A 23,280-nucleotide genomic window follows, 5' to 3' on the forward strand; every position below is an offset into this window, starting at 1 on the left:
GCGAGCTTGCTCGCGATGGCGGAGTGTCAGCCAACATCAATGTTAGATGTGCTGGCCTCATCGCGAGCAAGCTCGCTCCCACAAGGTCAAGTGGTGTCTATTTTATGGGGCGGAGAAGAAATACCGCGTCAGGTGAAAGAAGATCGGCGCCGCAAAGCAAATCGAATCCATCCGATCAAGCATGCCGCCATGACCTTTAATCATGGTCCCCCAATCCTTCGCGCTGAGGCTGCGTTTAATGGCGGACATCACCAACCCACCCAGAAAACCCATCACCACGATCACCAGCGACATCAGCAGCGACTGCCAAAAACTGAAGGGCGTCATCCAGAACATGCACCCGCCAATCAACGTGGCCGACAGACCGCCACCCACCAGTCCTTCCACCGTTTTCGACGGGCTCACCAGCGGCGCAACCTTGTGCTTGCCGAATAGTTTCCCGAACACGTACTGCAACACATCACTCAACTGAACGACGAAGACCAGATAGAACAGCAGCAGCGCGTTCTGCCCCGTGAAACCTTCCAGATCCAGCAGCAACAGGGCCGGCGCGTGGCTGATGCAGTACACGCAAATCATCACCCCCCACTGGATCTTGGCCGCCCGTTCCAGGAAGGCGTCAGTGTCCTGGCTCAGCACCGCAATCGCCGGCAACAGCAGGAAGGCGTACACCGGGATCAACAGCGTGAACAGCGAATACCAATGCGTGCCGATCAGCACGTATTGCAGCGGGATCAGAATGAAAAACGCCGAGAACAGCGCGTTATGGTCGCCAAGACGGGTCGGCGTCAGGGTGATGAACTCCCGGAGCGCGAACAGGGAAATGAAGCCGAACAGAATGACCGTCGCGTTCCCGCCCAGCAGGTAGGAGACGAAGAAGATGATCACCATGCCCCACCAGGCATTCACCCGCTGATTGAGGTTTTCGATGGTCGAGATCGAGCCTTCTGTTGTAGCCCGTTTGGCCAGTATCCGGCCGATGATCGACGCGATGGCCAGCAGGCCGGCAATGGCGCCGAAGAACCACAAAAACTTTTCATCAAGATTCATTCCGACAACCTCACAATCGCATCACGCGCCCTATCCAGAAACACCTGTTTTTCCTCGCCGCTGATCCGTTGCAGCGGGTCGCCGATACGGATCGTGCAGATGATGGGCAGCGGGACGTGTTTGCCTTTTGGCATGGAGCGATGCAGGTTTTCCAGGTAGATGGGCACCAGATCCACCTCGGGGAATGTCTCGGCCAAGCGGAACAGGCCCGATTTGAAAGGCCCGGGCAACGCCTCGCTGCCGCGCGTGCCTTCCGGAAAGATGATGATCGAATGACCAGCGCGCACCACGTCGAAAATCGGCTCCAGCACGTTGACGCCGGGCGCCGGGTTACGATCGATCAGCACGGCATTCAGGCCTTTCTGCGAGATGTACGACAGAAATTTGTTTTTCCCCCAGTAGTCAGCTGCGGCGACGGGCTTCACGTTCACTCGGGCTTCCGGTGGCAGGGCCGCGATGATTGCCAGGGTGTCCATGTGACTGGAGTGATTGGCAAAGTAGATGCGCTGGCGTGTCAGGTCAGGCGGGCTTTCCCATCGTGCCGTGACGCCAATGACGAATCGAAGAACAGAAATCAACGCGTTACTGATCCACATGGTGATTCCCCTTCAGCTGGCGCGAGATGGCCAGGGTGCGCGTGACGCAGGTTGCAGCGGATCCGGCGGCGATGATGACCAGCGCGATCAACAGCACGTAGTGAGTGCCATAAACGCTGGCTTCGACGGCATTCAACAGAAGTGCCACGGTCATCACGGCCATTCGATGCTGCTTGGCCATGGGGCCGATGAAGCTTTGCTTCAGACCAAGCGAGCCGCCGAACACCCTGACATACGCCGTCAGTGCTGCGGCCAACGCCGCAAACCAGCCGAGATCGGCGTAGCCAATGGCGTACCCCAGCGCGACGATCAGCAGGCTGTCGGCAATGCGGTCGGGGAATTCGTTGTAGAGGCTGCCGATGTCGGATTTCTTGCCGCCCTCAATCGCCACCATCCCGTCGAAGAGGTTGCACAGCAGGCGCAATTGAATGCCGACGGCGCAAAGGAGCGAGCCGACAAGACCGTTATCGAGAATCAGCGCTACCGCCCCGGCGAGCGCGAAAGCGATGCTGGCAACGGAGATCTGATTGGGGGAGATGTCTCTTTTCACCAGAAGGTCGGTGATGTGTTTCGCCCAGCCCGCAGAGCGCGTCTTGATGGGCCGTCGGTTGTCATCCATTTGCCAATATCCATATAAGTGTCGGTTGCTATCGGGTGCGCCGCCGTCGCGTGTGACGCGACGGTGCCCGACAATATAAAGGCTTTCCTTGGCCTTTGGGTCTGTTTACTGACTGGCCAGTCGTACGGGCAGCTTCAACTCCGCACACAACCCGCCGCCCTCACGATTGCTCAACGTCAACGATCCCCCGAGCGCCAACGCCAATTGCTGTGCAATCGCCAGCCCCAGACCGGTGCCGCCGGTGCTGCGGTTGCGCGAGTTCTCTACCCGATAAAACGGTTCCATCACATGGACCAGTTCCTCTTCGGCAATGCCCGGTCCGCGATCCATGACCTTCACCGAGAGGCCGCCGTTTTTCGCTTCCACCTTCAATTCAGCGGCCCCGGCGAACTTCAGTGCGTTATCCGTCAGGTTCACCAGGATCCGCCGCAAGGCATGCGGCCGGATATCGATCACCGCGCCACATTTGCCACTGAGCTGCACATCTTTGCCCACGTCCTGATAGTCAAACACCAGGCTGTCGAGGAACGAATCCAGGTCGGTGCGGCGGCTCTCTTCGGTAGCGCCGTGAACGCTGCGCGCATAGGCCACACCTTCGCGCACCAGATGCTCCATCTCACCGAGATCGTTCCACAGTTTGTCTTTCTCGCTGGAGTCGTCCATGAATTCGGCGCGCAGTTTCATGCGGGTGATCGGGGTTTGCAGGTCATGGGAAATCGCTGCCAGCAGTTGCATGCGCTCCTTCAGGTACGCCGCGATGCGCGCCTGCATCGAATTGAAAGCGATGGCGGCGTGGGCGACTTCGGTCGGGCCTTTTTCATCCAGGTGCACTGCGTGGGTGTTGGGATCGAGGTTGTCTACCGCCTGGGCAAGGCGGGTGAGGGGGCGTATCGCGATTCTCACGGCCAGCCAGGTGCAAGCGATCATCAGCGCCAACTGGCCCAGCAGGACGATGGGTAACCACGGCGACAACGGTATCATCGCTGGCCTCACGTCGATGGTCACCGGGCTGCCGTCCGCGAGTTTCAGGTGCACCTGAAAGTGTTTCTGCTCGCCGGGAATGTCCGTCACGGTCATCGGGTAATCCTTGCCGATGGCGTCTTTGATCGAGGTCATCGCGATGGGCGTATCGCTCATGGCCACGCCCGGTGAGCCTTCGTCCAGCAAATAACGATAGTTGCGCCGGTTCAGTTGTTGCAGCCAACTCATGCGTTCTTCGGCCGGCAAGCGGTCGAGGATGGCAATGGAGGTCGAGACGTCGGTTTCCAGGTTGCCGAGCATGGTGTTTTTTGCACTTTCGTAACGCTCGTAATACTGCGCGCCGAAGGACAGCGCCTGCGCCAGGATCAGGCAGACCAGGAAGATCAGCGACAACCGCGAGGCGAGGGTGCGTGGCCAACGAAGCGAAAGGTTCATGACGGCGCACCGAGCACTTCCACCGGCAGGGAAAACACATAGCCCTCGCTGCGCACGGTTTTGATGTAGGCCGGCTCGCGGGCATCGTCCAGCAAGCGCTGGCGCAAGCGGCTCACCAGCAAGTCGATGGAGCGGTCAAACAGATCGGCGTCGCGGCCTTGGGTCAGGTTGAGCAGCTGGTCGCGATTGAGCACACGCTGCGGGTGATCGAGGAACACCCGCAGCAATCGATATTCCGCGCCGCTGAGCGCGACCATGGTGCCGTCTTCATCCAGCAGGTGGCGTGCCGAGGTGTCCAGGCGCCAGCGGCCGAACGCCAGCAGACGACCGCTTTCGGTGACCACCAGGTTCGGCGGCAGCATCCGCGTGCGGCGCAGTACGGCGTTGATTCGGGCGAGCAGTTCACGGGCGGCGAACGGCTTGACCAGGTAATCGTCGGCGCCCATTTCCAGGCCGATGATGCGGTCGGTTTCGTCGTTGCGGGCGGTGAGCATCAGCACCGGCGTGGCCTTGTGTTTGCCGGCGCGCAACTCGCGGCAGAGCATCAGCCCGTCGTCGCCCGGCATCATGATGTCGAGCACGATCAGGTCCACTGGCGTGGACTCAAGGAACGTACGCATCTGACGCCCGTCGGCGACGACCGTGGTGCGCAAGCCATTCTTCTTGAGGTAGTTGCCTACCAGTTCCCGGATCTCGCGGTCATCGTCCACGATGAGAATGTGATCGACGTGTTCCATGGGGCCAAGCCTCTATCAATGGGGGATGTTGCGCAGTCTATCGAGCCTTGGCCCGCTCGCCCGCCCCCCTTTGTATTGCAGTGTATCTGGCACAGCGGCGGATACACGCAAACGTAAAAATGCGGTTTTCCAGGGGTTTTGTATCGCTCTGTATCAGGGGCCGGCTTTGATACGTACCGATTTACAGGCGGCTGTTTTCGACACAGACGAGATACCTCGCGAGCTTCTAATGGGTTCCATCGAGGCAAACCAGAACGCCTCGGCTCAATTGAACGACCTACCCATTGAAGCCTTGAGGAATCCACCATGAACACTAAAGCCATCTACGCCGCTTGCCTGTTTGCCGCTCTGAACATCTGCACCTTGTCGGCCCGCGCCGAAGCCGCCGATGTCAGCGCGAAAACCTACACCTACGGCACCCACCTGGACATCAAGAAAGTGGTGTCGTTGAAAGAAGACGCTGCGCCTTCCTGCGGGATTGTGAATGCCAAGCTGACCTACCTGGATTCTCAGCACAAAACCCAGGTGCTGGATTACCGCAAGTTTGCTGACGGCTGCAACGCGGACAACTGAGTCCTGCGCTGACCGCTTGCCAACCCCCTTTGAAACAGGAAGATCACGATGAAAAACGTTACCCGCTTTTTGACCGCTGTTGCCTTCTCCGTTGCTGGCGCTGCTGCCCATGCCAATGCCGCTGTCGAGCAGAAAAGCTGTGGCAGCGCGACCTGCTTCCAACTGACGCCGGTGGCGGAGCAGAGCGGTCATGCCTTCCTGGCCGAGAATGGTTCAAGCCGTACGCCGCAGGGCCAGCAGCTGGAAAACCAGACGGCCTGAACCGCGAACACTGTTTTGTGAACCCCACCGACCCACTGTGGGAGCGAGCCTGCTCGCGATGACGGAGTGTCAGTCGACATCAATGTTGAATGTTCTGACCTCATCGTCGGAACGCCGCCCGGAGCAGGCTCGCTCCCACAGGGTTCGGTGTGAATCGCCACCCCCCACATGTTTAGGTGATCCCATGTTTCTAATCGCTTTCCTGGGCGGCATATTGACCGTCCTCAGCCCCTGCATCCTCCCGGTCGTGCCGTTCCTGTTCGCCGGGGTCAAGCGCACGCGTTCATCCATCCTGCTCACCCTCGGCGGCATGGTTCTGACCTTCGCCCTGATCTCCAGCCTGGCCGTGGTCAGCAGCGAATGGGTGGTGCAAGCCAACAACACCGGACGCCACGTCGCCCTGATCGTGATGGCGCTGTTCGCCCTGTCGCTGATCTCTGCCCGTGTCGGTGACTGGATGGCCCGTCCGTTCGTGGCACTGGGCAATCGCCTCGACCCCGACACCCGCAAAATGTCCGGCCCGCTGGGTTCGGTCATGATTGGCGTGGCCACGGGTCTGCTCTGGGCACCGTGTGCCGGACCGATCCTCGGGGTGATTCTCACCGGTGCCATGCTCCAAGGTGCGAACGCACAGACCAGCCTGTTGCTGCTGGCGTACGGCCTGGGCAGCGCGTTGTCCCTGGGCACCTTGATCTTCTTCGGTCGCAGCCTGGTCAATCGCTTGAAAGCGTCGATCCCGGTCACCGGTTGGTTGCGTCGTGGTGCCGGTGTTGCGGTGCTGGCCACCGTGGCGGTGATTTCCACCGGCGCTGACAGGACACTGCTCGCCAGCACTTCGTCCGAAGGCGTCAGCAGCCTCGAAAAAGGCGTGTTGGAAACCGTGCCGAAGGTCGTCGATTACTTCGTCAGCAAGGTCAAGGCCGACTCCATGGACAACGCCCAAGGCGCCATGCCGTCGCTGTCCGGTGCCGTCCAGTGGCTCAACTCGCCAGCGCTGAGCAATGACTCGCTCAAAGGCAAAGTGGTGCTGGTGGACTTCTGGACTTACGACTGCATCAACTGCCAGCACACCTTGCCGTACGTGAAGGACTGGGCGAAGAAATACGAGAAGGATGGCCTGGTGGTCGTCGGCGTCCACACCCCTGAATACGGTTACGAGCGCATCATCGACAACGTCAAGGATCAGGTCAAAGAGCTCGGCATTACCTACCCGGTGGCCATCGACAACAACTATGCGATCTGGCGCGCCTTCGACAATCAGTACTGGCCCGCTCACTACCTGATCGACGCCAAGGGCCAGGTGCGTTACACCCACTTCGGTGAAGGCGCCTACGAAACCCAGGAGAAAATGATTCAGCAACTGCTGGAAGAGGCCAAGGCACCTGCCGCGTAACCCGCGACATCAATGGCTCACTGGTTGCGCGCCGTGGGCCATTGGTTTTTTCTCCTGATTGCGCCGCCACGCCGCCGGTGGCGCGCCGTACTCTCGACGAAAGGCCCGGCTGAACGCCGTGTCGGTCTGGTAACCCACCTCTTCGGCAATCCGCATCAACGAACTGTTACTGCTGCGTAACAGATTGGCCGCCAGCAACATCCGCCACTGCGTCAGGTACTGCATCGGCGAACTCCCCACCAGTTGTGCAAAGCGTTCCGCCAACACCGACCTTGACGTTCCGGCGGTCCGCGCCAGTTCATCCAGCGTCCAGGCGTGGCAGGGTGTTTTGTGCAACGCATTCAGGGCAGCGCCGACGATCCGGTCGCCGACACCCGCCAGCCAACCGGTTCGACCTTCGGCCTGCTCGTTCATGTACAGGCGCAATACCTCGATAAACAACACCTCGGCCAGTTTCGCCAGCACACCTTCGCCGCCGGGCCTGGGCGAGCGTGCTTCGGCCAGCGCATAACGAACCGAAGATTCCAGCCAGATACCGGCATTCGAGCCGCGCACATTGACCCGGACCACCGCCGGCAACCCCGTCAGCAACATGCCCGCCAACCGGGTATCGCACGCCAGATAACCGCATACCAGTCGCGTCACCGCGCCGCCACCGCCATAGCTCAGTTGCCGGGGACGGCGCGCCAGCACCACGTCCAGCCGCTTGCCGGTGACCGGCGTCAGCCCGGGTTGAGAACTCATGCGATGAGCATCGCCCTGAGGGAACACCACCACATCGCCGGCCGTCAGCCGCAGCGGCGGATCGTTGCCCATTTCGACATAGCACTCGCCTTCAGTGATCAGGTGAAAGATCACCACCCGCTCGGCGCCGGGCTCCAGAAACGGTGCCGCGGTGTCGGCGCTGGGCGACTGGTAGCACCAGGGCGCGGTGAACCTGGCATTGATGAAAATCGCACCGACCAGGCGGACGACGCGCAGGGTTTGGGACAGGGCGTCCATTGTGGTTTCCCGTGCGGAGGGCTTTCTGATTGTGAGCGCGTCTGCGCCAAACGTGAATTCTCCGGACGATCGGGCAGTGTTGCCCGACGATCGGGCAGGACGCCGGCGTGCGGCAGGGCGATAGTTTGCCTACAGGGCCACTGCCGACCCTGTCATCAATAACAAGAATGAGAGGTTGCCATGCCGAAGTTCGTTATAGAGCGCGAGATTGCAGGTGCTGGAACACTGTCAGAAAGGGATTTGAAAGCCGCTTCGCAAAAGTCCTGCCGGGCGTTGCGCGAGTTGCCGGAGGTGCAGTGGCTTCAGAGTTATGTCACGGGCGACAAGTTGTACTGCGTGTACATCTCGCCCAGCGAAGAGCTGATTCAGGAGCACGCCAGGCAGAGCGGTTTCCCGGCCAACCGCATTTCTCAAGTCATGAACATCATTGATCCGACCACGGCGGAATAAGCCGGGGCAGCGTTTCAACCTGTACGGAGCAGAGTTAATGAGTACACCCATTGATCTCACTGCCTTGAAAAACCGCCAGATGGCCTCTTGGGCCAGTGGCGACTACGCCGTGATCGGCACCACCCTGCAGATTGTCGGCGAGCAACTGGCCGAAGCCTGTGACTTGCTCTGCGACGAGCGTGTGCTGGACGTCGCCGCCGGCAACGGCAATGCGACGTTGGCTGCCGCACGCCGAGGCTGCAACGTCACTTCCACCGATTACGTCCCCGCGTTGCTGGAACGCGGCGAAGACCGGGCCCGGGCAGAACGCCTGGAGGTGACCTTCCAGGTCGCCGATGCCGAGGCGCTGCCGTTCGAGGACGCGAGCTTCGATGCCGTGCTCTCGACCTTCGGTGTGATGTTTACGCCGGACCAGCCCAAAGCCGCCGCAGAACTGGCGCGGGTCTGTCGCCCCGGTGGCCGGATCGGCCTGGCCAACTGGACGCCTGAAGGCTTTGTCGGCCAGATGTTCAAGACCTTGGGTCGGCACATGCCGCCACCGGCCGGCGCGCAACCGCCCTCAAATTGGGGGAACGAAGCCTGGTTGCACTCGCAGTTCGATGAACGCAACTTCCTGGTGCAGGTGACGCGGCGGACCTTCAACTTCCGCTACCGCTCGACGGCGCACTTCATCGACACGTTTCGCAACTGGTACGGCCCGCTCCACAAAGCCTTTGCAGCGCTGCCTCCCGACGGTGCCCAGGCCTTTGAAAGCGACCTGACTGAACTGATCAACCGGATGAACAGGGCGGGAGAGAAATCGCTGGTGGTCCCGAGTGAATACCTGGAAGTCGTCATCACCCGACGCTGAACCGACAACACATACACACACACAATCCCTGTGGGAGCGGGCTTGCCCGCGATAGCTGACTACCTGCCGATAAAGATATCGACTGACGGTCTGCTATCGCGGGCAAGCCCGCTCCCACAGGGTTTTGCGGTGTTTTCAGCAGGGTCACTCATCCAGCCGCTCGGTGTACACCACCCAAACGCTGCACGGCATTTTGTACAGAAGATGCTCCACCGTGCTGCCGATCAACCGGCCCAGGCCGCGATGGCCGACCCGGCCCATGACAATCACGTCGACGTCATACGCATCGGCATAGCGGGTCAGGACCTTGGCCGGGTTGCCCATGATCATGTGCCGCTGCTCCGGCGCGATGCCATTGCGCTCGGCCAATTCGTTGAAAGCATCTTCCTGATAGTCGAACAGGGTCTTGGCCTTGCCGGAACTGAAAAACGCCGAACCATTGTCGAAGCCGAACTCATCCGCGCTGATGGATGAAAGGTCATAGGCGTAGACCACATTCAGCTCGGCGTTACAGGCAGTCGCCAGTTTCGCCGCTTCGTGCAGGATCCGGTCATTGAAGGTTTTGTAGTGATCATCGCGATGGAAAGGGTCGACCGCCGCGACGATCCGGCGTGGCAGGGCGTGAACGGCATGGCTGACGAAATGCAGCGGCACCGGGCATTCGCGCAGCAGGTGCACGTCGAGCGGGGTAAACATCAGCCGCGACAGCAGCGATTCGTGCTCCAGTGCCTTGATCAGCACGTCCATCGGTTGTTCTTTGAGGTGAATCAGGATTTCTTCCAGCGGTTTTTCGACCCATGCCACCTCGGTGGTGACGTGCACCCCGATCTTGCGCAAGGGACGGGCCTGTTCTTCGAGCCACTGGCGGTGTCGATCGACGTAGCCCAGACGCATCTGCTCCAGGGCCTTTTCGTTGACCAGGCTGGCGGTGGCCAGGCCTTCCAGATAATCGAAAGCCACGATGTGCAACGCCGCGTCCTCGGCCTTGGCCAGCGCCGCGGCCCTGTCGAAGGCGGGGCTGTGCTCCATCAATGGCGAGGCGACCAGCATGAAGCGTGATTGACCAGACATGGCAAACCTCCCGTGGGTGAACGAAGAGACAGTGGTCATTCAATAGGCATTCAATCCCCTAAGTATTGACCATGATCAACGTCCCGTCTGGCGGCCCGGGATAGGCGCAGTTCCATGATGATCGTGCGCTCGGCACCGTGGAATTCATCGCGGACCTTGCGAAAGCCCAGCTTGAAGTAGAAGGCTTCTGCGGTGATGGAGGAGGGGACGCGCAATACCTCGATTTTGGCCTTGGTGGCGATGGACTCAATCGTTGCCATCAACTGCCGGCCGAGGCCCGCTCTTTGGTGTCCGGGGTCGACAAACACGCTGCGCACCACATCGCGATCAAGGCTGGCGGTGGCTACTACGCAGCGATCGATAGTTGCGACAAGGACCTGGCGTTGGCTCAACAACGCGCGAACGGATTCGATGGAAGAGCTCTTTTCCACCTGCGCGATGATGTCGGGGGAGTAATCCAGGGCGTTGGACTGGCGCAGTGACTGGATAATGACCTGGCTGATGGCTGCCGCGTCTGCCGGGGTGGCGGGCCTTACTTGCGGTTTCATAGTGCTACCTCAATCCCTTGAACACCCAAAACTCCCTGTGGGAGCGAGCTTGCTCGCGATGACTGACTACCTATCGATATAAATGTCACTGACAGTCCGCTATCGCGAGCAAGCTCGCTCCCACAAGGATTTGTGGTGTTAGTTATAGCTAAATAACCTTGGCGCCGCGCTCTTCCAGCAGTTCCCGCAACACCGAACGATGGCAATGCGCCTCTTCCTCGCAATAACACCCAACCGCCAGCGAGGTTTGATGGGAAAGGGCGGCCAGCAGATCCAGCAACTGATTAGGCGCCGGATGGTTCATTTCCGCCTTGAACTTGCGCCTGAACGCCTCCCAGGCTTTCTCTTCAGTGGCCGCTTTGGCCTCGGCCACCAATTCCGCACTCGGCGAAAGCAGTGGCTGCCACACATCATAAAAGTCCCGGCTGGCAAACTCGGCCTTCGGTACACCCCGAGGTGGGCGGCGTACCGTGCCGATCCGCAGCCCTTCATCGGGCGAGCGGGGTGAGCCGAGCCGTACGATATGGATGGCCATGCCAGGTTACTTGTGACGCGATCCGTCAAACCACTCCATGGCGGTGCGCCAGATGCAGATCCCCAGGAAGTAAGCCGACATCAGCAGCCAAAGCCCCATGACCATCGGGTTGATGACCGGATGGTTGACCACCAGCGACAAGCTGCACAGCAACCAGATGGCCGTCACGGCGATGTTGATCGGCATGAACTTGCGCACGCGGAACGGGTGCAGGAACTTCATGCGCGTCACGGTCAGCAAAGCCAGGCCAATGACGGTCAGGAAGGTAATCCATGGCGACGGGGCGATGATGTACAGGCACAGGGCAACCACGTTCCACGCGGCGGGGAAGCCCTGGAAGTAGTTGTCCTTGCTTTTCATGTTGACGTTGCAGAAACAAAACAGCGACGAGACCAGAATCAGCGATACGGTCAGCAGCAGCGTGTAGTCCGGCAACGGGATGTAGCGATAGATAAACAGCGCGGGAATGAACACATACGTCAGGTAGTCGATCACCAGGTCGAGGATCGATCCATCGAAACTCGGCAGTACCGACTGCACATTGACCTTGCGCGCCAGGGCACCGTCCAGCCCATCGACGATCAGGGCCACACCCAGCCACAGCAGGCAATTGGTGGCCTGGTTTTCGAGCAAGGCGAGGGTGGCGAGGAAGGCAGTGACTACGCCGGTGGCGGTAAAACCATGGGCGCCCCATGCTTTGAGCCTGGCGATGTGTAGGGTGGATATCACGGGGGCGTTCTCCAGAAAGTGAAGCAAGCCAGTCATCACCCTCATCATCAAGGGCGGCGGCAAACCATTTTGGTTGCAGGTATCGACCGAAAATCGGGGAATAAGGTTCATCGTCTGTAAATCTTAGCTGGGCCGGCAAGAAATACTTCGGATTAATCCGTACCGATGTTCACTTAAATCAGGCACACCTGCTTTTGTGGCGAGGGAGCTTGCTCCCGCTGGGCTGCGTAGCGGCCCCAAAAAAATGTGACAACAATACCGGTTTTTGTGAGTGCTACGCACTCAAGCGGGAGCAAGCTCCCTCGCCACAGGCCAAACGGTGGTGGCGCATTCAGTAGCGAGGACTATTGTTGCCTGACCGGGTCACTCCAATCGATGAGGACATCGTCATGAACACCAGCGATTTGCTCGAACAACTCCTGCGGGCCGGCCAGGGCTCCGGGGCGCAACAGGGTGGCGGATCCGCTCAAGGAGGCATCGGCGGCGGTCTGGGCGGATTGCTGGGCGGCCTGTTGGGCGGTGGCGCCGGCTCAAGCGCGGGCGGTGGCGGATTGGGTGGTTTGCTCGGTGGTCTGCTGGGCGGCGGTTCACCCATGGGCGGCGCGACCCGGACCCGCTCGGGGGGTGGCACCAACTACGCGGCCCTGGCGTCGCTCGGGATGATGGCCTTTCAGGCGTATCAGGCGTGGCAACGCAATCAGGCTGCTGCGCCGCAAGAGGCACCGCGCACCGTCGATCTTTTATCCGGCCCGGAAGTCGAGGACCACAGCCATGCAGTCCTGCGGGCATTAATAGCTGCAGCGAAGGCCGATGGCCGGATCGATGATTCCGAGATGCAAATGATCAGTACCGAAATCGGCCGCCACACCGATGACCCGGAACTGCAGCAATGGCTGGATGACGAAGTTGCCCGGCCGCTGGATGCTGCTGATGTGGCGCAGTCGGCGACGGATCCTGCGATTGCGGCGGAAATGTACCTGGCCAGCGTAATGCTGGTGGACGATCAGCAGGATGCCGAGCGCAATTATCTGGATGAACTGGCTGCCGCGCTGAAAATCGATCCGGAGTTGCAAGTGCATCTGGAACAGCAGGCCAAGGGTGGCGTGGCCTAGTGACGTAACGCCGAACACCGTCGTTGTAGCAGCTGCCGAGCAGCGCGAGGCTGCGTTCGGCGACGAAGTCGTCGTAAAACCTGCGCATGCGGTCATCCTGGTGCACCGCGAGGCCTGATTTCACGACGACTTCGTCGCCGAACGCAGCCTCGCAGGCTCGGCAGCTGCTACAAGGTTGGCGGTGAGTTCGGGATCAGGAAGATAACCCCATGCGCTTCGGCAATCTCCAGTATCCGCGGCAAATCCTCCGGCACCCTTAATTGGTGCACCGCTGCAAAAAACTGCCCGCCACGCGGGTCGGACACCACGCCAATCATCTTCGCGGTAGGGCTGATGTTCTTGTAGGCATGGATGGCGCCCCCGGGAATATGCACGTAACCCCCGGCGGAGACGGTGGTGGACTTGCCCGCCACGGTCACTTCGACCTGGCCGTCGACCACGTAAAACGCCTCGTCCCACGGATGAAAGTGCAGCGGCGGCCCTCCACCTTGCACGCCTTCCTGAATATGCATTTCAAAGGGTTTGCTCAGATCGCCACCCGCGAGGATGGTGATTGCCTCGCCCACGACGTTCACCGGCGCCGGCGATTGTTCGATGACGTGCACCGTTCGCATGATTGCTCTCCGAAGATGAGTCAGCCCCCGCTGAGTATATGCCTGGCGCGCCGGCTGGACTCCGCCACCCAGGCCCGTCCGTCAGGGCAATTTCAACGCCGATTGAATTTTTTTCCGGGCAAATCGCTCTTCTGAAGTAGAGACGTCTTGATTGAGCGTCCTGCCACTGGCCTCAGACCGAGAGATGCGCCCATGACTGCCCTGACACGACTTGAATCGCGGCCCGCCCACGCACACCCGATCCCGGCCGCCGGAAGCCTGAAACAGGCCTATGAACAACTGCTGCTGGGCGATGATCCCGAGCAACGGCGCGCACTCGCCCGAACCTTTCTCGAGGCGCAGTTCGAACACGCCACCGACCTGCCGCAGGAAATGCCGAATGACCTGTCGGCCCTGCAATCGTTCGTCGAACAGCACAGCGTCGAAGTCGCCCGCCAATACGCCGACTACCTGCAAAAGCGCAAGGACGGCGGGCCCCGGCAATTCTTCAGCAACAAGGCGCACGCGCTGTTTTTCCTGCAAGCCGTTGCTCCGACCAAACTGGTCGACGGCGCGTGGCTGTATGGCCTCCTGCGCCACTGGCGCGACCCGCGTTTCGAAGGGCTGATTTGCACTTATCTGGAGGAGCTGGGCGACGGCAACCCGGCGCAGAATCATGTGGTGATCTACCGCAAACTGCTGGCCGAACATGGCTTGCAAGACACCGGGGTGATCGCCGACGAGCATTACCTGCAAGGCGCGATACAACTGGCGCTGGGCGAATCCGCCGACGAGTTTCTGCCGGAGGTAATCGGCTACAACCTCGGCTACGAACAACTGCCACTGCATTTGCTGATCAGCGCCTACGAACTCAGCGAGTTGGGCATCGATCCGTACTACTTCACCCTGCACGTGACCATCGACAATGCCAGCACCGGCCATGCGCACAAAGCCGTGCAGTCGGTGTTGCAACTGCTGCCGGTGGAGGGCGATCGCGAAGCCTTTCTGCGCCGGGTTGCGCTGGGTTATCGGCTCAATGACTTGGGGCAGGGCAGTCGCGCAATCATCGAATCGTTCGACCTCGACGCCGAGTTGCTCAACATGCTTGAGCGCAAGCGCCCGTTCGGCCAGCACATGCATTCCGACTACTGCCGCTTTGAAGGCAAGACCGTCAACCAATGGCTGTCGTCGCCGGAACAGTTGCCCGGTTTCCTCGCTGCCATGGAAAACAAAGGCTGGATCAAACGTCAGCAGGATCCTCAAGCCAGCCGTTTCTGGCAGCTGATCGAGGGGGACGGCGCCGCCATGTTCGGCGTGTTCAGCCCCTATGAAAAACAGCTGCTGCATGACTGGATCGCCGGCGACTGGACGCCTGATCCTCCAGCCACACCGGTTCGCCGGGGCACGAGTGTCGCGACAGAAACGCCTGTGCCCGACAACGATCCGGATATCCAGAGCCTGCAAACCGCGTTGGACGGGCTCGCCGCACACGAGCAGATTGAGGTGTTGGTCCCGTGGCTGTCGGCCCATCGGCATTCCCATCCGGCCGGCCTGATGGCGACGCGACGGTTTATCGAACTCAAATCCCGCCTTCGATAGGAGCACTGCATGAATCAGGAAGAGCAACTGGACGCTGCCGATCTGGCACTGGTGCAACTGGGGCGGCGCTTGCAGGCCGATGGCTACCGCTTTATCACCCCGACGCCGCTTACCCACCAGCGGGTGAATGATCGTGCCTTCGGGCAAACCGCCCGAACCTTGCGCGATGTGTTCGGTTGGTCGCGGTCGTTCGAGCCGGGCCTGCTGTCGACGGACGAGCAACGGCAGTTACAGCAGGCGGGCGTCCTTCAAGAAAGTAACGGCCGACTGAAAAGCCGTGTGCGTTGGTCCAGCCTGGATGATCTGCTGTTCGTGCACTCGGGGTTCCCCACGGATGCGGCGGATGCGGTGTTCTTCGGCCCGGACACCTACCGTTTCGCGCAGCTGATTCATGCGCATCTACAACAAACCTTCGCACCGATAAGACGCGCCGTGGACATTGGGTGCGGAGCCGGTGTCGGGGCGATCGTGATTGCCCGGGCGCGTCATGAGGCCGAAGTGCTGGCCGTCGATATCAATCCAGCGGCGTTGCGCCTCACGGCAGTCAACGCGGCGCTTGCCGAAGTATCCAATATCACCGTCGAGGCCAGCGATGTGCTGCAGGACGTCGACGGCCATTTCGATCTGATCGTCGCCAATCCACCGTACATGGCAGACCCCGCCGAGCGAGCTTATCGCCATGGCGGCGGTGAGTTGGGTGCGCAATTGTCGTTGCGCATTGTCGAGCAGGCGTTGTATCGCCTGGCGCCCGGTGGCTCTTTGGTGCTGTACACCGGGGTGGCAATGATCGATGGCCAGGATCCGTTTCTGGAGGCGCTGATTCCGCGTCTGGAGTCGGCAATGTTCGGCTGGACCTATCGCGAACTCGATCCCGACGTGTTTGGTGAAGAACTGCTGACCCCGGGCTATCAACGGGTCGAGCGGATTGCGGTCGTGGCCCTGATCGTCACGCGCATCGGCCCCGGCATCGGGGGAAGCGTTGAATCGGCAGGTGCGCTATGAACAAGAACCTGGACGATTACAACCGCATGCGCGATTTCTCGGCGACCTCTGAGCCGGCGGCGAAACGTTCGGCCAGGAAAACCGCGAAAGACCATGCCTTGCAGTTCTGTATCCAGAAGCACGATGCCTCGCGGTTGCACTATGACTTTCGCCTGGAGCTCGATGGCGCGTTGAAGAGCTGGGCGGTGCCGAAAGGCCCTTCGCTGGACCCCAAGGTCAAGCGCCTGGCGGTCCACGTTGAAGACCATCCGATCGATTACGCCACGTTCGAGGGCAGCATTCCTGAAGGACATTACGGCGCCGGCGACGTGATTGTCTGGGACCGTGGCGTGTGGATCCCCCAGGAAGATCCGGCCAAGGCCTATGCCAAGGGCAAGCTCAAGTTCGAGCTGCAAGGCGAGAAACTCGGCGGCCTGTGGAACCTGGTGCGCACGCACATGCCGGGTAAGCAGGAGCAGTGGTTTCTGATCAAGCATCAGGACAGTGCGGCAAAACCCGAAAGCGATTATGACGTGGTCGTCGCCGAGCCGGACAGCGTGCTCAGCGACCGGACCATTCTCCCCAAGAAGGCGAAGACCGCCGACAAACCCAAACCGGTGAAGAAGCCGGCGCGCAAGGTCACGCCGAAAAAGCAGTCAGCGCAACTCACCGGCGCTCACAAAGCCAAACTGCCCGACCAGCTCAAGCCCGAACTGGCGACGCTGGTGGAAAAAGCTCCGCAGGGCGATTGGAGCTATGAGATCAAGTTCGACGGCTACCGGATCATGGCCCGCATCGACCATGACGAAGTGAAACTCTTCACCCGCAACGGCCATGACTGGACCCACAAACTGCCGAAACAGGCCGAGGCACTGGCGTCGCTGGGCCTCGAGTCCGCCTGGCTCGACGGTGAAATGGTGGTGGCCGACGAGCAGGGCGTGCCGGACTTTCAGGCGCTGCAAAATGCCTTCGAATCCAATCGCAGCGGCAACATCGTTTACTACCTGTTCGACATGCCTTACCTCAATGGTGTGGACTTGCGCGAGGTGCCGGTCGAGGAGCGACGGGTCGCGCTGGCGACGGTGCTCAAACCCAATAAAGATCCGCTGCTGCGCTTCTCCGACGCGTTCGGCGAAGAACCGGAAGCCTTGCTCAATAGCGCCTGCCAGATGCAGATGGAAGGGCTGATCGGCAAGCGCCTGGGCTCGCCTTACGTGTCCCGGCGCAGCAGTGACTGGATCAAGCTCAAATGCAAACATCGGCAGGAATTCGTCGTGGTCGGTTTTACCGATCCGAAAGGTGCACGCAATGCCTTTGGTGCGTTGCTGCTGGGCCTGCATGACCGTGACAGCGGCGAGTTGCGTTACGCCGGCAAGGTCGGCACCGGTTTCAACGAGACCACGCTCAAGCACATCTACGAACAACTGAAACCGTTGCTGGCAAAAAAGCCGGCGGTGGCCAATCCGCCGACCGGTTTTGACGCCAAGGGTGTGCATTGGCTCAAACCGGTTTTGCTCGCCGAAGTCGCGTTCGCCGAGATGACCAAGGACGGGTCGGTGCGCCACGCGGTTTTCCATGGGCTGCGCGATGACAAACCCGCGAAAGACATCACCGAGGAGCGTCCGAAAGCCGTGAAAGCCCAGACTACGAAGAAAGCCGCTGCTGACAAACCGGCCGCCGCGGCGAAAAAGCAACCGGCCAAGGCAGCGCCCGCGCCCTCACAAATCGGCCTCGGTGCGGGCAAGGTGCGCATTACTCACCCGGATCGGGTGATCGATGCCAGCAGCGGCACCACTAAAGTGCAATTGGCGGAGTATTACGCCAGCGTCGCCGAATGGATTCTGCCCGAGCTCAAGGACCGGCCAGTGGCCCTGGTGCGCGCCCCGGACGGCATCGCCGGTGAGCTGTTCTTCCAGAAGAATGCCGAACGCCTGGCCATTCCCGGGATCACCACGCTGGACAAGGAAATCACTGGCCAACCGGTGATGATCATCAACAACGCCGAAGCCCTGATTGGCGCCGTGCAGATGAGCACCGTGGAGCTGCATACCTGGAACGCCACCTCGGACAACCTCGATAAACCTGACCGCTTCGTCCTCGACCTCGACCCGGACCCGGCGCTGCCGTGGAAAAGCATGGTCGAGGCGACCCAGCTGACCCTGTCGGTGCTCGATGAACTCGGGCTAAAGGCCTTCCTCAAGACCAGCGGCGGCAAGGGGATTCACCTGGTGGTGCCGCTGACTCGCAAGTTGGGTTGGGATGAGGTGAAGGACTTCAGCCATGCGATTGTCAGCCACATGGCCAAGTTGCTGCCGGAGCGTTTTTCCGCGGTGTCGGGACCGAAAAATCGGGTCGGGCGCATCTTCATTGATTACCTGCGCAATGGCTTGGGCGCCACCACCATTTGCGCCTACGCCGCGCGCACCCGCGAAGGGATGCCGGTGTCGGTGCCGGTCTTTCGTGAAGAGGTAGCGCAATTGAACGGCGGTAATCAGTGGAACATCCACAACGTGCACGAGCGCCTGGCCGAAGTGGGTGACGAGCCCTGGGCGGACCTGAAGAAAACCCGGCAAGCGATCACCGCCGACATGCGTCGGCGGGTGGGCATGAAAAAATAGCCCCCTTGGTTAACCGCATCCTTTGTAGCAGCTGCCGAGCAGCGCGAGGCTGCGTTCGGCGACGCAGTCGTCGTAAAACCTGCGCATGCGGTCATCCTGATGCACCGTGCGGCCTGATTTCACGACGACTGCGTCGCCGAACGCAGCCTCGCGCTGCTCGGCAGCTGCTACGGATCGCGTTGCCGTTAGCGGATAAACGCCTGCAAATCGCTGGTCAATTTATCGATCGCTACCTTGAAGTCTTTGGCGGTGATTTTCTGACTGGCGTTTTCCAGGGTGCTGCCAAACACTTTGCGCACAACCTTTGCCACGGTCTGGTTGTTGCTCGCATCGATAAACTCGGCCTCGATGAACAACGTGGTGTCCTGATCCCGATGCCCGCTGGCAGCGGAAACACCACCGACCACGGCCGCGACAGGCACCACTTCATACCATTTCATGCCTTCGTTTTCGGCGTTCACCCCGGTGATTGCCGAGCGCATGATCAGGGTTTTCGAACCGGCCGGCGCTGCTTTTGCGCTCGATACAACCTTGTATTTCTGGCCCAGCACGCCTTTGGCCTTGCTGGTCATATAGGTCTGCAGTTCATCCAGGGTTTGCCGATTGACCCGCTCGTTGGGCTGCGGCGCCGGGTACAGCTCCAGCTTGTTGAACGCGACGGTGTTGTAGGCATCCGGATTCCACGACGGACTCACCCAGCGCATGGCGGTCTCGCCGCTGGTGGTGGTGACTTGCTGCAAGTTGTTGTAGTTGGACAGGAAGCCTGAGTACTGGTCTTTTTCGGTGATTTTCGAGGTGCACCCGCCGAGCAACAGGCTGGCAAGTGCAGCGCCGATGAACAGTTTCTGCGACAGGTTCATATGCTTTCTACTCCGTGGGGGTCAGCGCAGGTTCGGTCCGGTCAGTCCAGGCAAGTGAACCCTGGCTGAAAACCGGATCCTTCGCGATGAGCGTAGGTTCGCCCACAGAATTTTCCAGTCAGTCATGAACAGTTCGCCGGGCGCTCGCATGAGGCGGCGAGCACTGCCCGCCGCCCGATGACGATTACTTACCGACCGTGCCCGCCAACAGCGGCGCCATCTGTTCATCGGTCAGTGCCGCCTTAACGTCCATCTTCATGACGTCGTTCCACTCCAGCACCCACTTCTGTATCAGCACCAGATCACTGGCTTCTGCTACGCCGAAACCGCTTGAACCGCCAACGGCATGCCAGCGTCCGAGCATCTTGACGCCGGCGGGAGGAACGGCCCCGGTCTTGAGAAAACGCTCGATTGCCTTGTTGCGGTTTTCCGGATTGATCGACCAACTGACGATGAATAACATTTGCCACCTCCTGGTTTGGATTGGCACCTGTTTGTCTGCGCGCACCGGGTTGGCGCCGGGACCACGGTGACGCTGTGTCTACAGCTTCTTGCCCCATGTGAAGGCATAGCAGCGCCGGGCCGACTGCGTACGACCGCTGATCCTGTTAAGTGGGCCTTTTCAACGAAAGGGGCAACGTCGTGGCCGCCGTCTGTTTCACCAGCGAAACATGGGCAGCGGCTTGAGTGGGGAGCGCAGGAATTGCCGCGCGGTTTGCCTGAGCAGCATCCCGTGAAAGCCATGGTTGGGCAGCGCTGACTTCACGGTTTTGATGTAGGCCCGTGGCAGGCCGAAGGTCATCAGCCCGAGGGACACATCAATGACATCGGCGCGCCGGAAGGGCTCGACGCTGAGCGCATGGTCGGCCACGTAGGGCCGCACTTTGTGGTGCTCCAGAATCAGCGCGGTCACTTCTTCATTCAGGTGCGACAGTTGCTGGTTGGCGAGATAGTCCGTGGCCAGGCGAACCGAAGGTTCCAGGTAATCGATGGTGCCATCCGTCCAGATGCCCAGATCATGAAACGCCGCCGCGATTTGCACAGCCTCGGACGGCAGGCCTGCAATGCCGCTGATCGCGCTATAGAAGTTCAGCACCCGATAAATGTGATTGCGATAACCCGGCAGATCAGCGCCGATTGCCAAGGCGTAGGACGTCAGGATTTCGTCTGTCACGGGGAATTCGAGAACGAGGTTCATGGGGCTGACCTCAGGCGTCGCGCAACAGGTCGTTGGCGTTGAGGATCTCGTAGGCAATCTCCGGGCGTTTCTCGAGACTGCGGCGGATGGCGGCCGGGATTGACTGGCGGGTTTTGCGGCACAGACCGGGCAATTCGCCGAGGGTGATGCTGATGCCGCGCATGGTCCGCACTTCGTTGAAGCTTGGGGCGATGTCCACGCGGATGCCCAGTTGTGCGTACATGCGGTTTTGCAATTTTTCCAGGTCCGCCAGACTCTGGAGGGTTTCCAGGCGTTCGATCAGGCGTTTTTCTTCCTGGCGGGTCAGCAACAGGATGCGCACATCCGCCCCCGGTGTTTCCAGCAACGGGTCTCGCCCGCAGATGCAGGCGCCGGGCGGGCAGGGTGAGCGGATCGGAGCAGAGGTCGTCATGGGCCTTAATCATAGAGCGCCCCTGACGAATCGTCAGTCGGAAATATCGGTCACCGGGATGATCTGTTCACCATCGGGCTGAGTGCCGGTCACGGTTTTCTTTTCCCGCCGATCATTCATCCACGTGTCCACCTGGGCGCCGAACTCGGCCGGGGCTTTACGTCCGACCCTTCGCGCAAGGTCGAGAATGGTCTGCTGGGCGAGGGCGTCTTCCATACGTTGTTGCGCAGTCATCATCACCGCGTGCACCGAGCAATGACCTTCCAATGCCCACGTCGGCGGGGAGCCGTCAAACAGTGCGCAACGCCCGCGGATATCACGGCAATCGAAGATCAGCTTCTGGCCATCGATGGCGTTGACGATATCCAGCACGCTGATTTCGTCCGCTGGCCGCGCCAGCTTGAACCCACCGCGCACGCCCTCGGTCGCCACCACCAGTTTGGCCTTGGCCAGCTTGGTGAAGATTTTCGCCAGGTAATCCAGCGGCACGCCTTGCAGCTCAGCGAGGTCGCGCACGCTCGCCTCACGGCTATCGCCGTAATCGCCTACCAGAAAAAGCAGGCAGTGAATGCCGTATTCAACGCCTGCACTGTAAAGAGACATGGTTATCTCCGACTGAATGAGTCGCCAATATTACCAGCCGATGTTCAGGGGTGCAACGAACCATTGGCATGGGTTAAATCGTCTGGCTGTCCTGTTCTGCTTATAGATCAGAGCTTTCTGGGGTATCTGGATTTCTGATGGTGACCATCGATAGAAGGTCGTTGCTTATCGTAACTCGGATCACTATAGTCGCCGTTGTCAGCTCGGCGACGGGTTCAGTCTTTGGTCTTCTTCGGAGTTAAACAATGAAACAGCACATTCTGGTAATCGGCGCAGGTTTCGGTGGCATGTGGACGGCATTGAGCGCCACGCGCCTGTTCGACATCCATAATCACAACGACGTAGAAGTCACGGTACTGGCGCCTCAGGCCGAGCTGCGCGTACGTCCGCGTTTCTACGAACCGAATGCTCATCAACTGGCCGCACCCATCGGCGACCTGTTCGATGCCGTCGGTGTGAAGTTCATCAAGGGCGCCGCAGAAACCATCGACGTGCAGCAAAAACACGTCGGCTACACCGATGCATCGGGTGCCAAACACGTGTGCAGCTACGACAAACTCGTTCTGGCCACCGGCAGCGGTCTCGCGCTGCCCAACACTCCGGGCGTGGCCCAATACGCCTTCGACGTGGACCAGATCGAACAAGCCGTCCGCCTGGAAAATCATCTGAAATCCTTGGCCAACCTGCCAGACAGCAAAGCCCGCAACACCGTAGTGGTGGCCGGTGGCGGTTTCACCGGGATCGAAACGGCGACCGAAATGCCGGCGCGTCTGCGAGCCATCCTCGGTGACAAGGCCGACATAGAAGTGATCATTGTCGATCGCGGTGAAAAAGTCGGTGCGTCCATGGGCACTGAAATCGCCAAGTCGATCGCCGAAGCCAGCACTGAGCTGGGCGTGCAGTGGCGCCTGAAATCGTCGGTGGTTGCCGTCGATGAAAACGGTGTCACCTTGGCCGATGGCCAACGCATCGACGCCAAGACCGTGGTCTGGACCACCGGTGTACGGGCAAGCTCGCTGACCGAGCAGATCCCGGCCGAACGCGATCACCTTGGCCGCCTGCACGTCGACGCGCATCTGAAAGTCATCGGCCAGGACGACATTTTCGCCACGGGCGATGTGGCTTACGCCGCGTCTGATGACATCGGTAACTACGCCCTGATGACGTGCCAACACGCCATCGTCCTGGGCCGGCATGCAGGCAACAACGTCGCCGCGCAGATCCTCGGCGTGGACCCGACGCCGTACAGTCAGCCGAAGTACGTGACCTGCCTGGATTTGGGGGCTTGGGGCGCGGTCTACACCGAAGGTTGGGATCGCCAGGTCAAGCTGGTCAAGGAGGAGGGCAAGTCGCTGAAAACCCAGATCAACACCGTGTGGATCTACCCACCGGCGGCCAATCGCGAAACGGCATGGGCAGCGGCTGATCCGCTGATCCCGATTGCCTAAAATGTCGGCATAAAAAAATCCCGCTC

Annotated in this window: 26 protein-coding genes; 10 read left to right on the forward strand and 16 right to left on the reverse strand. The window is 60.3% G+C overall.

The features are described 5' to 3' along the window. Nucleotides 1-102 precede the first annotated feature (102 nt). The 5 genes from ACYZT8_RS11450 to ACYZT8_RS11470 form a co-directional block, all read right to left on the reverse strand. Nucleotides 103-1,050 (reverse strand): phosphatidate cytidylyltransferase, encoded by a 948-nt coding sequence (locus ACYZT8_RS11450; protein WP_461981153.1) that lies wholly within the window; start codon nt 1,048-1,050, stop codon nt 103-105. Continuing rightward, the gene (locus tag ACYZT8_RS11455; RefSeq protein ID WP_008028204.1) at nt 1,047-1,646 is read right to left on the reverse strand and encodes a lysophospholipid acyltransferase family protein; all 600 of its coding nucleotides are present in this window, start codon (nt 1,644-1,646) and stop codon (nt 1,047-1,049) included. Before ACYZT8_RS11455 ends, ACYZT8_RS11450 begins: the two co-directional genes overlap by 4 nt. Beyond that, nucleotides 1,633-2,265: a CDP-alcohol phosphatidyltransferase family protein gene (locus ACYZT8_RS11460; RefSeq protein WP_461981155.1), complete on the reverse strand. Its 633-nt coding sequence runs from the start codon at nt 2,263-2,265 to the stop codon at nt 1,633-1,635. Before ACYZT8_RS11460 ends, ACYZT8_RS11455 begins: the two co-directional genes overlap by 14 nt. A 105-nt stretch (nt 2,266-2,370) precedes the next feature. After that, complete coding sequence (locus ACYZT8_RS11465) at nt 2,371-3,681, reverse strand: ATP-binding protein (protein WP_461981157.1); 1,311 nt, start codon at nt 3,679-3,681, stop codon at nt 2,371-2,373. Then, the gene (locus tag ACYZT8_RS11470) at nt 3,678-4,418 is read right to left on the reverse strand and encodes a response regulator (RefSeq protein WP_033060285.1); all 741 of its coding nucleotides are present in this window, start codon (nt 4,416-4,418) and stop codon (nt 3,678-3,680) included. The genes ACYZT8_RS11465 and ACYZT8_RS11470 overlap by 4 nt, the downstream gene beginning before the upstream one ends. 306 nt (nt 4,419-4,724) lie before the next feature. On the opposite strand from ACYZT8_RS11470, the gene ACYZT8_RS11475 reads away from it, so the two are divergent. From ACYZT8_RS11475 to ACYZT8_RS11485, 3 genes are all read left to right on the forward strand, one after another. Then, nucleotides 4,725-4,991 carry a DUF2790 domain-containing protein gene (locus ACYZT8_RS11475; RefSeq protein ID WP_461981159.1) on the forward strand — a complete coding sequence of 89 codons (267 nt, stop codon included), beginning with the start codon at nt 4,725-4,727 and terminating at the stop codon, nt 4,989-4,991. Nucleotides 4,992-5,039: 48 nt separating this feature from the next. Continuing rightward, nucleotides 5,040-5,252: a hypothetical protein gene (locus ACYZT8_RS11480; protein ID WP_461981161.1), complete on the forward strand. Its 213-nt coding sequence runs from the start codon at nt 5,040-5,042 to the stop codon at nt 5,250-5,252. Between the two features lie 184 nt (nt 5,253-5,436). Continuing rightward, nucleotides 5,437-6,645 (forward strand): cytochrome c biogenesis protein DipZ, encoded by a 1,209-nt coding sequence (locus tag ACYZT8_RS11485; RefSeq protein ID WP_461981163.1) that lies wholly within the window; start codon nt 5,437-5,439, stop codon nt 6,643-6,645. A 9-nt stretch (nt 6,646-6,654) separates the two neighbouring features. Here ACYZT8_RS11485 and ACYZT8_RS11490 read toward each other — a convergent pair whose 3' ends face one another. Further along, on the reverse strand, nt 6,655-7,647 hold the full coding sequence (locus ACYZT8_RS11490; RefSeq protein ID WP_461981165.1) for an AraC family transcriptional regulator: 993 nt from the start codon (nt 7,645-7,647) through the stop codon (nt 6,655-6,657). Nucleotides 7,648-7,827: 180 nt separating this feature from the next. On the opposite strand from ACYZT8_RS11490, the gene ACYZT8_RS11495 reads away from it, so the two are divergent. Both ACYZT8_RS11495 and ACYZT8_RS11500 read left to right on the forward strand, forming a co-directional pair. After that, on the forward strand, nt 7,828-8,097 hold the full coding sequence (locus ACYZT8_RS11495; RefSeq protein WP_461981167.1) for a DUF4242 domain-containing protein: 270 nt from the start codon (nt 7,828-7,830) through the stop codon (nt 8,095-8,097). 37 nt (nt 8,098-8,134) lie between these two features. After that, nucleotides 8,135-8,947 (forward strand): class I SAM-dependent methyltransferase, encoded by an 813-nt coding sequence (locus tag ACYZT8_RS11500; protein WP_461981169.1) that lies wholly within the window; start codon nt 8,135-8,137, stop codon nt 8,945-8,947. A gap of 144 nt (nt 8,948-9,091) precedes the next feature. On the opposite strand, the gene ACYZT8_RS11505 is transcribed toward ACYZT8_RS11500, so the two are convergent. The 4 genes from ACYZT8_RS11505 to pcsA all read right to left on the reverse strand — a co-directional run bounded on the left by ACYZT8_RS11505 (nt 9,092) and on the right by pcsA (nt 11,830). After that, the gene (locus tag ACYZT8_RS11505; protein ID WP_461981171.1) at nt 9,092-10,018 is read right to left on the reverse strand and encodes a universal stress protein; all 927 of its coding nucleotides are present in this window, start codon (nt 10,016-10,018) and stop codon (nt 9,092-9,094) included. A 50-nt stretch (nt 10,019-10,068) separates the two neighbouring features. After that, entirely contained in the window at nt 10,069-10,566 is a 498-nt protein-coding gene (locus ACYZT8_RS11510) for a GNAT family N-acetyltransferase (RefSeq protein WP_461981173.1), read from the reverse strand. Nucleotides 10,567-10,714: 148 nt separating this feature from the next. Beyond that, nucleotides 10,715-11,101, reverse strand: a complete 387-nt coding sequence (locus ACYZT8_RS11515) for a DUF488 domain-containing protein (RefSeq protein WP_461981175.1) — start codon at nt 11,099-11,101, stop codon at nt 10,715-10,717. A 6-nt stretch (nt 11,102-11,107) separates the two neighbouring features. Further along, a complete protein-coding gene (gene pcsA / locus ACYZT8_RS11520) occupies nt 11,108-11,830 on the reverse strand; it encodes a phosphatidylcholine synthase (RefSeq protein WP_094471814.1) in 723 nt (240 codons plus the stop codon). A 389-nt stretch (nt 11,831-12,219) separates the two neighbouring features. On the opposite strand from pcsA, the gene ACYZT8_RS11525 reads away from it, so the two are divergent. Further along, the gene (locus ACYZT8_RS11525; protein ID WP_461981177.1) at nt 12,220-12,942 is read left to right on the forward strand and encodes a tellurite resistance TerB family protein; all 723 of its coding nucleotides are present in this window, start codon (nt 12,220-12,222) and stop codon (nt 12,940-12,942) included. Between the two features lie 167 nt (nt 12,943-13,109). Here the strand turns inward: ACYZT8_RS11525 and ACYZT8_RS11530 are convergent, their stop codons facing one another. Then, nucleotides 13,110-13,556 carry a cupin domain-containing protein gene (locus ACYZT8_RS11530; protein ID WP_461981179.1) on the reverse strand — a complete coding sequence of 149 codons (447 nt, stop codon included), beginning with the start codon at nt 13,554-13,556 and terminating at the stop codon, nt 13,110-13,112. 192 nt (nt 13,557-13,748) lie between these two features. On the opposite strand from ACYZT8_RS11530, the gene ACYZT8_RS11535 reads away from it, so the two are divergent. The 3 genes from ACYZT8_RS11535 to ligD are packed head-to-tail and all read left to right on the forward strand — an operon-like array spanning nt 13,749 to nt 18,733. Then, nucleotides 13,749-15,134, forward strand: a complete 1,386-nt coding sequence (locus ACYZT8_RS11535; RefSeq protein ID WP_461981181.1) for an iron-containing redox enzyme family protein — start codon at nt 13,749-13,751, stop codon at nt 15,132-15,134. A 9-nt stretch (nt 15,135-15,143) separates the two neighbouring features. After that, nucleotides 15,144-16,136, forward strand: coding sequence for a methyltransferase (locus ACYZT8_RS11540; RefSeq protein WP_461981184.1), 993 nt, complete (start codon nt 15,144-15,146; stop codon nt 16,134-16,136). Further along, nucleotides 16,133-18,733: a DNA ligase D gene (ligD, locus tag ACYZT8_RS11545; protein ID WP_461981186.1), complete on the forward strand. Its 2,601-nt coding sequence runs from the start codon at nt 16,133-16,135 to the stop codon at nt 18,731-18,733. The genes ACYZT8_RS11540 and ligD overlap by 4 nt, the downstream gene beginning before the upstream one ends. Nucleotides 18,734-18,918: 185 nt before the next feature. Here ligD and ACYZT8_RS11550 read toward each other — a convergent pair whose 3' ends face one another. The 5 genes from ACYZT8_RS11550 to ACYZT8_RS11570 all read right to left on the reverse strand — a co-directional run bounded on the left by ACYZT8_RS11550 (nt 18,919) and on the right by ACYZT8_RS11570 (nt 21,806). Next, nucleotides 18,919-19,593 carry a DUF3313 domain-containing protein gene (locus tag ACYZT8_RS11550; RefSeq protein ID WP_461981188.1) on the reverse strand — a complete coding sequence of 225 codons (675 nt, stop codon included), beginning with the start codon at nt 19,591-19,593 and terminating at the stop codon, nt 18,919-18,921. 184 nt (nt 19,594-19,777) lie between these two features. Beyond that, a complete protein-coding gene (locus tag ACYZT8_RS11555) occupies nt 19,778-20,056 on the reverse strand; it encodes a DUF3303 domain-containing protein (RefSeq protein WP_461981190.1) in 279 nt (92 codons plus the stop codon). A gap of 195 nt (nt 20,057-20,251) precedes the next feature. After that, the gene (locus tag ACYZT8_RS11560) at nt 20,252-20,791 is read right to left on the reverse strand and encodes an HD domain-containing protein (RefSeq protein WP_461981192.1); all 540 of its coding nucleotides are present in this window, start codon (nt 20,789-20,791) and stop codon (nt 20,252-20,254) included. A gap of 10 nt (nt 20,792-20,801) precedes the next feature. Next, entirely contained in the window at nt 20,802-21,203 is a 402-nt protein-coding gene (locus ACYZT8_RS11565) for a hypothetical protein (RefSeq protein ID WP_461981194.1), read from the reverse strand. A 33-nt stretch (nt 21,204-21,236) separates the two neighbouring features. Then, a complete protein-coding gene (locus ACYZT8_RS11570; protein WP_461981196.1) occupies nt 21,237-21,806 on the reverse strand; it encodes an RrF2 family transcriptional regulator in 570 nt (189 codons plus the stop codon). A gap of 245 nt (nt 21,807-22,051) precedes the next feature. Between ACYZT8_RS11570 and ACYZT8_RS11575 the strand changes: the two genes are divergently transcribed. After that, nucleotides 22,052-23,254, forward strand: coding sequence for an NAD(P)/FAD-dependent oxidoreductase (locus tag ACYZT8_RS11575; RefSeq protein WP_461981198.1), 1,203 nt, complete (start codon nt 22,052-22,054; stop codon nt 23,252-23,254). Nucleotides 23,255-23,280 lie beyond the last annotated feature (26 nt).

It is taken from the genome of Pseudomonas sp. LB3P93 (assembly GCF_054898025.1).